This window comes from Thalassoglobus sp. JC818, assembly GCF_040717535.1.
Taxonomy (GTDB): Bacteria; Planctomycetota; Planctomycetia; order Planctomycetales; family Planctomycetaceae; genus Thalassoglobus.
Map to the genome: position 1 here is coordinate 632,982 of NZ_JBFEFI010000001.1, position 12,243 is coordinate 645,224.

General features: G+C 52.4%; 8 protein-coding genes and 1 pseudogene. 6 read left to right on the forward strand and 3 right to left on the reverse strand.

Going from position 1 to position 12,243, the window contains the following annotated elements; translation table 11 throughout:
- Nucleotides 1-80 precede the first annotated feature (80 nt).
- Nucleotides 81-797: pseudogene (locus tag AB1L42_RS02215) on the forward strand (sulfite exporter TauE/SafE family protein); the annotation flags it as partial.
- A 79-nt stretch (nucleotides 798-876) separates the two neighbouring features.
- Here AB1L42_RS02215 and AB1L42_RS02220 read toward each other — a convergent pair.
- Nucleotides 877-1,605, reverse strand: a complete 729-nt coding sequence (locus AB1L42_RS02220; RefSeq protein ID WP_367050700.1) for a sulfotransferase — start codon at nucleotides 1,603-1,605, stop codon at nucleotides 877-879.
- A gap of 664 nt (nucleotides 1,606-2,269) precedes the next feature.
- Entirely contained in the window at nucleotides 2,270-3,379 is a 1,110-nt protein-coding gene (locus AB1L42_RS02225) for a hemolysin family protein (protein WP_367050702.1), read from the reverse strand.
- A 1,019-nt stretch (nucleotides 3,380-4,398) separates the two neighbouring features.
- Between AB1L42_RS02225 and AB1L42_RS02230 the strand changes: the two genes are divergently transcribed.
- Both AB1L42_RS02230 and AB1L42_RS02235 read left to right on the forward strand, forming a co-directional pair.
- Nucleotides 4,399-4,845 carry a carboxypeptidase regulatory-like domain-containing protein gene (locus AB1L42_RS02230; protein WP_367050704.1) on the forward strand — a complete coding sequence of 149 codons (447 nt, stop codon included), beginning with the start codon at nucleotides 4,399-4,401 and terminating at the stop codon, nucleotides 4,843-4,845.
- Between the two features lie 117 nt (nucleotides 4,846-4,962).
- Nucleotides 4,963-5,997 (forward strand): DUF1559 domain-containing protein, encoded by a 1,035-nt coding sequence (locus AB1L42_RS02235; RefSeq protein WP_367050706.1) that lies wholly within the window; start codon nucleotides 4,963-4,965, stop codon nucleotides 5,995-5,997.
- Between the two features lie 199 nt (nucleotides 5,998-6,196).
- On the opposite strand, the gene gltS is transcribed toward AB1L42_RS02235, so the two are convergent.
- The gene (gltS, locus tag AB1L42_RS02240) at nucleotides 6,197-7,402 is read right to left on the reverse strand and encodes a sodium/glutamate symporter (protein WP_367050708.1); all 1,206 of its coding nucleotides are present in this window, start codon (nucleotides 7,400-7,402) and stop codon (nucleotides 6,197-6,199) included.
- A gap of 393 nt (nucleotides 7,403-7,795) precedes the next feature.
- On the opposite strand from gltS, the gene AB1L42_RS02245 reads away from it, so the two are divergent.
- From AB1L42_RS02245 to AB1L42_RS02255, 3 genes are all read left to right on the forward strand, one after another.
- A complete protein-coding gene (locus AB1L42_RS02245) occupies nucleotides 7,796-10,123 on the forward strand; it encodes an arylsulfatase (protein ID WP_367050710.1) in 2,328 nt (775 codons plus the stop codon).
- 67 nt (nucleotides 10,124-10,190) lie between these two features.
- Nucleotides 10,191-11,657 (forward strand): sulfatase-like hydrolase/transferase, encoded by a 1,467-nt coding sequence (locus AB1L42_RS02250; RefSeq protein WP_367050712.1) that lies wholly within the window; start codon nucleotides 10,191-10,193, stop codon nucleotides 11,655-11,657.
- Nucleotides 11,658-11,715: 58 nt separating this feature from the next.
- Nucleotides 11,716-12,204, forward strand: coding sequence for a GNAT family N-acetyltransferase (locus AB1L42_RS02255; RefSeq protein WP_367050714.1), 489 nt, complete (start codon nucleotides 11,716-11,718; stop codon nucleotides 12,202-12,204).
- Nucleotides 12,205-12,243 lie beyond the last annotated feature (39 nt).

A 12,243-nucleotide genomic window follows, 5' to 3' on the forward strand; every position in this document is an offset into this window, starting at 1 on the left:
TCTTGACTCGCGCATCTCAATTGACACCATGTGCGGTTTGATCGCTCCCGCCCATTTTCTCCGACTCTTGAGACACCCTGTTGCTTGCTTTCACACTGACAGACGGTCTGAGCACCGTTCTGATTTGCGGAATCGTCTTTCTCTCAGCGACGGTTCGATCGACGATCGGATTCGGAGAGGCACTCATTGCGATGCCTTTGCTCGGAACACTCCTTCCTCTCCAGCAAGCTGCTCCGCTCGTGGCGATGCTCTCATTTCTGAACGGCATTGGAATCCTGATTCGGGAATGGCAGCACATTCGCTTCCGTGATGCACTTTCCTTCACGCTGCCCGCGATTCTCACCGTCCCGTTGGGCGTTTGGCTGCTTCAGAGTGGAGACGATCGCATTGCCAAATCTCTTTTGGCGGTTGTGATTTTCATCTTTTCGATGTGGTCGCTCATTCATCCTGACGGATTTCGACTCAAGGACGATCGCTGGGGACCAGTCGTAGGGCTGATCGCCGGTTTTCTCGGAGGAGCATACAACACGTCTGGGCCTCCGGTCGTGATGTACGGAGCGCTGCGAAGATGGCCGCCGGAGCGTTTTCGTGCCATGCTTCAAAGCTTTTTTACTGTCACCAGCATCTGGGTCCTGACGATGCACTTTGTCTCGGGTTCCGTGACAACAACAGTGCTTCATTACTTCGTGACGAGCCTGCCCATGGTGGCTCTGGCGATTTGGACCGGACATCGACTCGCTAAATTGATTTCACCTTCGCACTTTGCCCGAATCGTACATCTCGTGCTGATTCTGATCGCCGTGTTCTTGCTGCTCAACGTCGCGTTTTCGTTCGCGTCAACAAGTGCTCCGAGCGAAGTCCAGAAAGCGGAATCCGTCAAGAGGGTCGCAGCCCCGTCTTGGAATCGATTTTGCCTTCCTTCAGAGCATCAAAGAATGCCTGCTGGGGCGCGACACTGTGATCGTTTTTCTGAGGGAACAGGATCTGTTTCGTGTCGCACTTCAGGAACCCGCACAACAGGTTGAAACCGTTCTCGCGCAAGAGACCGACATCGGGAATGTCGAGCAGTTGATCTTCACGCCCTGAGAAATAGTTTCGGACGCAATCCTGATGACGATGATAAGCCTTCAAGAAGGCTTCGGGATCGAATTCACTTTGCCCGAACGTCATTCGACGAAAGTCCGCCATCGCATCGGCAAACTGTCGGTCTTCTTCGGTCGCTCCGTCGCCGGTTTTCAGCAGTCGCAGCCCGATAAACTGCTTCTCCGCTGATTGCAGCCACGATTGCAGATTTTCATCACGACGAACATTGATGAACAAGCTGTTCGGAAACTGCTGATCGAGCGCTTCGAAAACCTCGGGAATACAGACGGGATAATCAGCGAGCCCATCGCACTCACTCAGAATGTCGAGATTGTAGTCCTGCCTGACAATCTGCTCGTGCATTCGAATGAGACGCTTCGAGTCGTGATGATGTGGTGACTGCTCGCCGAAGATTTTCCCCAGGTGTGCGACCGAGATTCCCAGCGCTCCGAGTCCTTCTGCCATCGAGACAGTCGCGCAGCGTGGGAGTGCGATGACATGGATCTTGTTGAACTCACGCATAAAACACTCCCTTGAAAGCGTTGATCATTCCGCAATCACACACGCCAGATTTTGACAGGAAAGTATTCGACTGATTGGAATCTGATGTCAACGAGATATGAATGAAGTGAAGCCGACAATGAGAGCACATCTTAGTCCAGTGTATGGCAAAATGCATCTTTCAGTACTGCCAGGCAAATCGTTCCATGATCATGATTCGCGGACAAGTCCCTCGACGCAAGATTGGTCGATATTGGTAAACGTCGCCGTCTCAGATCTCAGCACTTCGATGTGAGGAGTGACAAGAAAAGAGGACGTTTAAGGAGAATAACAAAAATCGGCAAATTCGGTACATTTCCACTTGAGCATGGACTCAGCCGATTGTCACACTGGGGAAAGAGTTTGAAGTTCCACCGGAAGTTCAGCGAACGTCAGAATCAAGGTTATTAACGCGTCGCTCCTCCATGACCGGACCTCAGATTTTGTCGACATATAAAAGGGCTGCATGAAAACAGACCGCGTTGAACAAGGTGCGCTGGCCAGTGCTTATGACCCTTTTCCTTGCCCGGGAGAAGGGTCATTGCACTTGAGGCCAACCAAACCTTTCCTGATCGACGTTTAGTCACACAGAAGACCGGAGCAGGGGCCAGTTTGCCCTCATCGCTCAAATCAAGTTTGAATCGATCTACTTGGAGTGATCATCGGTCTCGGGTGTTGGCTTTGCTGTGATCGGTTCCGCATCGAGCCCCATCTCTTTAGCTCGTTTCTCCCATTGCTTTCGCGCAAGCCGCTGCATGTCGTCGGTCCGGTCCATTTCGTCGACAATCTCCATACCGAGGAGCGTTTCGATCACATCTTCCATCGTGACGAGTCCATCCGTGCCTCCGAACTGATCGACCACAATTGCAATCTGTGACCGCTCATTGAGCAGCAGATCAAACAACTCAGAGAGTTGAGTCGTCGCGCTGACCGACCGCAGAGGACGTTTGAGCTTACTGAGAGGAGTCTCTGGTTGATCGTTGGCCTGAGCGAGCAGAATCTCTGACTTCAGAACGAAACCTGTAATGCCGTCGATCGACCCTTCGTAGATGGGAATTCTCGACACGGACAGATTCGGATGCTTGGCCAGCACTTCCGCGACAGTCATGGACTCCGGAAATGCTCGAATCACGGTTCTGGGCGTCATGACGTCCTCCGCAGTCAACTTCTGCAGCTTGAACAGATTCGCCAGAATTCGTGATTCGCTGGGATCGATATGTCCTCCCTGAGCACTGATCGCTGCCATGGCTGCGACTTCGGCCCGCGTGACGATTTCCTGACGGTCCGAGCCCGCAATCAGTCGTGTTAGAACTTCCGACAGAAGAACCAGAGGATAGAGAATCCAGATCAGCCAGTTGGTCAGCATCGCAATCGGAGCAGCCAGGCTTCTCCAGTACACAGCCCCGAGTGTCTTCGGAATGATTTCGGACAGAACCAGAATGGCTAGAGTCATCACAGCCGATGCCCAGCCGACTGCGTGTCCTCCGCCTGTTTCCATCCCCCAGATTTCGGCAGCCTGAGCTCCAACCCCCGCAGCTCCCACAGTATGAGCGACGGTATTGAGAGACAGAATCGCAGCGAGAGGGCGATCGACATTGGCCTTCAGCTTTTCGAGTAACAGGGCAGAACTTTTTCCCTGTTCCTTGAGCGTCGCGATATAGCTGGGAGTCACGCTGAGGAGAACGGCCTCCGCGACGGAACAAAAGAAGGAGAAGCCAATTGCAAGCAGCGCGTAGAAAACAAGAAGTGACATCATGTGATTGTTTTTTCAAGAATGGTTGTGGTTTGCCAACGTCCCGATTCTGCCGAGTTCGCCCCGCAATAACAATTCAGCCCCAACTTCCGTGGCAGGAAACCAGTCTTCACCGTGCTTGAAAACTTCGTAGCTGGCGTGGGTCGTGCTTATTTGAATACCGGTTCCACGCGACTGATGGTCTCACCGAATCTTCGATGTGCGTTCATTCTCCTTGAACCGCCCGGCCACGACGCGGGCTCTCGGATGTCGCTGAGTTCTTCCGAAGGCGCCTCGCAAACTCTTCTCAAAACATCGACTCCTGTCCAATTGACCTCAACCGCACATTAGGATTTCTTATGAAAAGTTGAGCAGAATTGGATAGGCATTCACTGGTATGTCCAGTAATATACATCGGTGAACACTTGTTCGACCCCCCACACTTCCTCCATTTTGTGGAGGCTTTATGACAGCAAACTCTCACCAACTTGGTGCCCACGTTCGCCATCAGATCAGCTTGTCATTTCAAGCGATCACCTTCCACCACTGCGAACGTCCCTCCCACGACCTCACAACCTTGCCTTGTGACCAGCGACGAAAGCGACTCCTTCGTCAATCCCCCGCACATAGAACTGAGCACAAACACTCCAAGCATCCAATCCATATTGGTGCTGTTGCTCAGAAGCTTTTGAAGACACATTCCACGCGTCCCCAAAACAGTTTGCCCCAAACTGCGGTGCGCGAATTCACTGAAGCCAGATTTGTGAAACTTTCTGAGACGTCATACGTCTGTCTCTGAAAAACTGTGAGAAATTCTCCACACCGTGACGCAAAGACACCGGCTGTGACTCAATTTCGTAGTTTTCTGTTTCTTACGGAGTTTTTATCCAAAGAGTAAACAAACCAAACGCGAATACCTCCCGGGTCGTAAGTCTATTGTGAGCTCGGTGGTGAGGAGTCAATAGCCAGCAGATTCAATTCATTTATTCAGGATCAATTGGAACACGCAGAAGTTCCATCAGACACCATGAAGGACCAAATTGATGCCGATGAGAATTTTGCTTTGCTTAATGCTAATTGCGCCGCTTGCGGGATGCGGAGGAAGTGATAACGACCTTCAACGTGTGACTGGAAAAGTCACCTTGGACGGACAACCTCTTCCGGATGCCTTTGTCGTTTTCGCTCCCAAAGAAGGCGGAACAACATCGTACGGAAAGACAGATTCTCAAGGTGTCTACGAGATGATGTTCAGCGACGATGAAAAAGGTGCCTGGGTCGGTGTGAATGTCGTCAAAATTAGCACTGGAGATGTTGGGTCAGGGAATTCAGCGGGGGCCAAAGAAAAAGTTCCTGCTGTCTACAACATGAGTTCGACGTTAACCGCCGACGTCGCAGCCACTGGATCGAATGAGTTCAATTTCGATTTGAAATCAGATGCGGGCAGAATCGTCGAGGCAGATCTCGCCCGCGAAGCTGACGACAGTCAATGAAGGATTGTGTTTCGGATTGCGTCGTCTATCCGTTCGTACTGCGAACGTTATGCAACGCTCATCGCTCAAATGACGTTTTTACTAGTCCATCTCTTTCTTCCCTTATGAGGTGCTGAAGTGTCCCACTCCCCCACAAGACGTCGGCAAGCTTTTACGCTGATCGAGCTCCTTGTCGTGATCGCGATTATCGCAATCTTGATTGCTCTGCTACTTCCGGCTGTGCAACAAGCCCGAGAAGCTGCTCGACGAACACAGTGCAAGAACAACCTCAAACAAATCGGGTTGGCGATGCACAACTATCATGATGTCTACGGCAAGTTTCCTCCCGGCTGGATGTTCCAAAGCGAAGCCATGGCTCTTCAGGCCAATGGAATGAGAAATCGCGGCGACCGCCCGAATCGAGCTCCGGGCTGGGGTTGGAGCATGTCGATTCTCCCGATGATCGATCAGGCCAACCTGTTCAACCTGATCGAGTTCGATGGTCGAGGAATGTGGGAACCACCGAACGATCAGGTGATCACTTCGACTTTCACAATGATGACCTGTCCTTCCTCCACTCAGCCGACTCACTTTAAGATCGGTGCAGCGAACGGAAGCGTCCAATTCAATAATCCTGGAATTGCGTCATCAAGTTACGTCGCTTGCCCTGGATCGTTCGTTCAATCCGCTTACTACACACAGCCAGTCGGTCGTAAAAACGGAGTCATGATCGAAGACCAAAACTTCGGTTTCCGAGACATTACCGATGGCTCTTCCAACACCATTCTGGCCGGTGAGGTTAAATACTGGGGAGTTGGAGCAGATACTGGCGGCGGAGCCTTCCTGTGGGACGCTACTTGGTACGGACACTTCCAGCGCAACAATAACGGTCGCGCTGATGCTCCTGAGTCCACCATGCGAGCTGGTGAGTTCCGAATCAATCCACCATCAGTCGCCAACGACAACACCAAACGTAACTCATACGGAAGTCTGCACGATGGCGGAGCACAGTTCCTGCTGGCAGACGGATCAGTCCGATTCCTCAGCACAAGCATCGACCACACTCAGACGAGTTGGGCTGACGTGAACAACAACGTCATTCCCTGGTCACAAGTCGGAACATTCCAGCGTCTCTGCGCTCGAAACGACGGCCAGATCGTGGGTGAATTCTAAAGTCCGCTGATTAACACAAACACACCGCTGCGAGAACCAATCTCGCGGCGGTGTTGTTGTTTTGTGTGAGAAGTTATTTCAGAGTTTCGAGTTCGAATTGCTCGAAATGTCGACACTCGAGCCACTTTCGCCCCGTGATGTTTAAGACATGAATGACGAAGCTGCTTGGTAAATCAACGGGATCGTAAAACACTCGCTGTCACAAAGGCTGCTGCATGATCGGCAGTCCTACGAAGAACTTGATCACCATTGCATTCAGTACGTCGATAAAGAATGCTCCGACGAGCGGGACGACGAGGAATGCCTTGAATGACGGTCCATACTTGCGGGTAACGGCACTCATGTTGGCGATCGCTACCGGCGTCGCTCCCATTCCGAGTCCGCAGAATCCACCGACGATCACAGCTGCGTCGTAGTCTTTGCCCATCGCTCGAAAGATGACGAGAATTCCAAACAACGCGATCACGACAACTTGAATTATCAAGACAAGAATGATCGTGCCGAAGGAACTCGCAAGCGATGAGAGATCCATGCTCATCAAACTCATCGCCAGAAACAATTGAAGGGCCACTTCGCCGACTTTGTCGAAGAAAGCAAGCGGCAATGGCTTTTGAAATGTGTCTGCCAAATTAGTGATAACGATTCCCACCATCATTGCAGTCAGGAACCCCGGTAACTTGATGTCGTTGGAAAAGAGCCACGCATTCACGACTTCGCCGAATGAAAGGCACAAGGCCAGGACCAACATGACTCGCAGCGCAAGATTCAAGGAGTAGGGCTCACAAGACTCTGACTCTTCAGAGCTGCTTGCATGGCCAGCTGTGCTTTCGGGGACGAGGTTGTTTCGCTTGATCAACCATTCAGCGACTGGCCCGCCGATCACTCCTCCGGCGACTAAACCGAATGTCGCGAACGCGATTCCGATTAAATCCGCATTCGGCAGACCCGCAGCTTCCGCTTCTTTTCCCCAAGCAATCGCCGTTCCATGTCCGCCAGCGAGTGACACACTTCCCGCGAAGAGACCGTATGCCGGATGCGATCCGATGGCTTTCATGACCATCACACCGACGAAGTCCTGAATCACAAGAAAAACGCCGGCGCATATGACCATTACTCCGAGAGACTTCCCGCCCGCTGCGAGGCGACCAAACTTGGCAGAGATTCCAATCGTGGTGAAGAACACCATCAAGAGGGTGTCACGAATTGTCATTTCAAACACGATTTCGGGACCACCCAAAGCTCCGAGTGCCGCAACGAACAGGCTGCACAGCAATCCACCAGTCACAGCGATCGGGATGCTGTACTTCTGTAAAATCGAAACAGACTGAGTGATGCGGTTCCCCACCCACAGCACCGCGATGGCGACGATGACAACATCGACGCCGGTCACCTGAATCTCACTCATGGATTCGTTTGCCTTTGGTTTGAATGTCTTTGTCTAACGGGACAGGCAGTTACTTCATCGCAGCAATGAGCAAACGCTTGATGCTACCTCGAAAGCGATGACAGTCGTCACAGATCCTCATTCAACTTCCGTTGGACGGTATCCTGATGAGGTATTCAGACTTTGACAACCAAGCAATCTTAGGATTGTGAAACGACAATCCTCGCCCGTGCTTGCTTGCCCGGTAGATTCTCAATCGAAGCATTGTTACAACGAAGCGAGTGAGTTCGCCTATCAAGCTTTGGTTGTTCCGAACTTCCGACGTTTGAAGATCCCATCTTGGTTGACTTACGACCAGTTCTGGTTGCCGACACAAATCGTTTCCAATGAAAGTCCGGGGAAAGCATGATGTCGATGATGCAATTCCGATGCTGTCTCGCTGCACTCTTTTTCATACTGGCTGCACATGGGCCGGAGTCTTTTGGGCAAACGCAACTCCCTCAACCAGATCCGCCCTTTGACGGAAAAGTTGGAGAAACGTTGAGCGATTCGACTCCATCTTACCCACAGCCACTTCGGGCTCGTGAGGGTTCTCCAAACGTGCTTATCATTCTTCTCGACGATGTCGGGTTTGGGATGTGTTCTCCGTTTGGCGGTTCCGTGCAGACGCCGAATCTGCAGCGACTGGCTGACAACGGATTGACATACACACGATTTCATACAACGGCACTATGTAGTCCGACACGAGCTGCGCTCCTCGCCGGGCGAAATCATCACACAGTCGGAACAGGTGTGATCATCGAGATGGGAACCGGTTTCCCTGGGTACACCGGGATTATTCCGGAAAGCACAGCACTGATTCCGGAACTTCTTCGCGGCAACGGATACGCCACATCGATGTTCGGAAAGTGGCATAACTCTCCCGAACCAGACATCAGCCCAGCTGGCCCATTTGACCGCTGGCCGACCGGCCTCGGGTTTGAGTACTTCTACGGATTCAATCAGGGCGAAGCTCACCAGTTCTACCCGACACTCTATCGAAACACGACCTGGGTCTCACCACCCAAGACACCGGAGGAGGGGTACCACCTCACCGAAGATCTGACTGATGAAGCGATTAAGTGGATCAATAACGTGCGGGCTGCCAATCCGGACAAACCGTGGTTTACTTATTTCAGCACCGGTGCAGTCCATGCTCCGCATCACGTCCCGAAAGACTGGCGTGGTCGACACGAAGGCAAGTTCGATCACGGTTGGGATCGCGAACGGGAGATCGTTCACCAACGCCAACTCGATAACGGAGTCATCCCACCCGGCACCAAGCTGACGCCACGTCCGAAAGAAATTCCAGCTTGGGACAGTCAAACCGACGAACAGAAGACCGTCTACTTACGTCTCATGGAGAATTACGCAGACTTCATGGCGCATACCGACTTTCATGTCGGGCGTCTGATCGACAGCCTCGAAAACTCCGGAGAGCTTGATAACACGCTCGTGCTCTACATTGTGGGCGACAACGGAGCCAGTGCCGAGGGCGGACTTGAGGGGACATTCAGCGAACTCGCGAGCCTGCTGGGAATTCAGCTCGGGCTGGAAAGTACCGTCAACCGTCTCGACGAAATCGGCGGCCCGTCGAGTGAGCCGCACGTACCTGTTGGTTGGGCGTGGGCCATGGACAGCCCGTTTCAATGGACGAAACAAGTCGCTTCACACTTCGGAGGAACGCGAAACCCAATGGTCGTGCACTGGCCGAAGGGAATTCAAAGCAAGGGGGAACAGCGTACTCAGTTTCACCATGTGATTGACGTTGTGCCCACGATTCTCGAAGCCTGCAAAATCCCCGAACCGAAAACCGTGAACGGTATTGAGCAGCTGCCTGTTGAAGGTGTGAGCATGCTCTACTCGTTTGATGACGAAGAGAGCGAAGGGAAGCGACAGACTCAGTATTTCGAGATGTTCTGCAATCGTGGCATCTATCATGATGGCTGGGTCGCTTGTTCTCATTTCGGCGTCCCCTGGGACACCAACAGTCGGTCGGGCGACTTCCTGAATGCTCCGTGGGAGCTCTACAACATCGAAGACGACTTCTCCCAGGCGGTCAACCTCGTCGAAGAATATCCACAGAAGCTGAAAGAGCTACAAGACCTGTTCACAGAAGAAGCTCTCAAGTATCAGGTCTTTCCGCTCGATCCTAGATTCGCTGAACGATTCGATCCGAAGCTGCGAGTCGGGGGAACGCCTCCCACAAACTGGACGTACTACGGAAATCAGGTGGCGATGCCGGAACCGGTTGGTCCGCAACTCTTCCCGCGCGCTCACAGGATCACAGCGAAGATTCAAGTCCCGGAGAATGGATCTGAAGGGGTCATCACCTGCGCCGGTGGTTTCTCCGCCGGATGGTCACTCTACATCAAGGACTCCAAGCCCAATTTCCGGTACACCTGTTTTGATATCGCGAATGTCAACATTCCTGGAACTTCGCCGATCGGAACAGGAGAAGTGACGATCTCAGCTGAGTTCACTCCCAACGGGTCAAAAGAGGGTGGGGGAACACTGCAGTTGTTCGTGAATGGAAAGCCAGCTGGCAAAGGTGAACTGTCACGCAGCTTGTTCCGTCACGGCTTGGAACCTTTCGAAGTTGGAAGAGACTCCATCACTCCCGTCGACCCCGCCTACGCTGATCACGGGAAGTTTGAATTCACTGGAACGATCGACGAAGTCAAGTTCCAGATCATAGAGTAAGAGTCCTGCCAACGATTTTTCGTTTTCCCCAAATCCTGCCCCACCCATTCAGTGCAGAAAGATACTTATGAAGCCAGTTCTACTCCTGACGATTTCTCAACTGCGTCTTTCACTGAGTCTCTTTCTGACTGGACTCGTGATCATCGTTTCAAATGGCGTGGAGTGTCTTGCCGAGAAGCCGAACATCATTCTCGTGATGGCCGACGACATGGGTTGGGGACAAACCGGTTACTACAACCACCCGGTGTTGAAGACTCCCAATCTCGACGAAATGGCAGCCAACGGGCTGAGGTTCGATCGCTTCTATGCAGGAGCACCGAACTGCTCTCCAACGCGTGCCACTGTCATGACGGGTCGAACAAACGATCGGACAGGGGTTTTGAACCATGGCGTTCCGCTCAGGCCACAAGAGAAGACAGTCGCTCAAGCTCTTCAAGCAGCTGGCTATGCCACCGGCCATTTTGGCAAATGGCACCTGAACGGCTATCGCGGAGCGGGTGCCCCAATCCTCGGGGACGATATTCGCAGCCCAGGAAGATTTGGATTCGACTACTGGCTGTCGGTGACCAACTTCTTTGACCGTGACCCGATCATGAGCCGTATGGGGGAGTTTGAAGAGTTCGAAGGAGACTCTTCGGAAATCATCGTCGATGAAGCAGTCAAGTTCATTGGCCAACAGGTTGAGGAGTCTCAACCGTTCTTCACGGTGATCTGGTACGGAACTCCCCACAGCCCGTTTGTGGCAAGCGACGAAGATCGGTCAGCGTTTCACGAACTGAAAGATCCATCGTCTCATCACTACGGAGAACTGGTGGCAATGGATCGAAGCATCGGCACGCTTCGAAAGGAGCTGCGAGAATTGGGAGTCGCAGACAACACGCTCTTCTGGTTCTGCAGCGACAACGGCGGACTTCCAGAAATTCGCCCCGATACGGTGGGCGGCCTGAGAGGCTTTAAAGGAACAGTCTACGAGGGGGGATTGCGTGTTCCTGCGATCATCGAATGGCCCAACGAAATCGCAAGTGCGCGAGTCACAGAATACCCAGCATGTACAATGGACATCTTCCCAACGATTTCTGACATCATCGGACTGCCGGAAGGCGCTCGCATCACCCCGCAAGATGGGGTCAGCCTGAAGCCGTTGATCGAGAAAGAACTCGACGAGCGCGAGAAACCAATCGGCTTTCGACACACCGGCCGATCCGCACTAATCGACAACGACTGGAAGATCGTCGCTCCCAAAAAAGATGCGGACGTTTACGAGTTGTACAACATCGAGAACGATCCCAACGAAACTCAAAACCTGATCAAAGAGTCACCGCAAGTTGCTACTCGCATGATTCAAGCACTCAAGCAGTTTCATGAGTCCGTCGATCAAAGCATCGCTGGTCAAGACTACCCGGAAGGAGAAGTGGTTCCTGCCGATCCCGGACCGAAGACCTGGACGGAAAGTGATGAGTATCGACCGTACTTCGATGACTGGAAAGATCGTCCTGAGTACCAGCGTTACTTTCAAAAGAAAAAGAGCAAGTAAAGCGTGGAGCCGGTCAGTTGCTCAAGTGGGCTGACGGATCAAACAAAGGCAGGATGCTTTGTCATTTCAAATCAGGCGCTATCAACCGGGTGAAGAAGAGTCGCTCCGGCAGCTTTTCTTCAACACCATCCGGAGTATCAATCGGCGTGACTACTCGTTAGAGCAAGTCCAGACTTGGGCTCCCGACTCGGTTGATCCTGACCATTGGAATGCCCGAATTGCTGGCATGAACCCGTTTGTGTGCATTGCCGATGAGCAGATCGTCGGATATGCAGCACTGCTTGAGAGTGGCTACGTCGATCATTTTTACGTTCACCATTTGTGGCAGAGCAGGGGAGTGGGACGGCAATTAATGGTCGCGATTCTCGAAGAGGCTGCCCAGCTCGATTTGAATGAACTGACGTCCGATGTCAGCATCACCGCACGTCCGTTCTTTGAACGACACGGTTTTCAGGTCGTCACGCCGCAACAGGTTGTCAAAAATGGAGTCGTCTTCGACAACTTCAAAATGCGTCGCACGCTTTCAGGTGAAAACGAACATGGCTGATCACGGATTAAATGCGAAAACGGTCTAAGATTTTCCTTG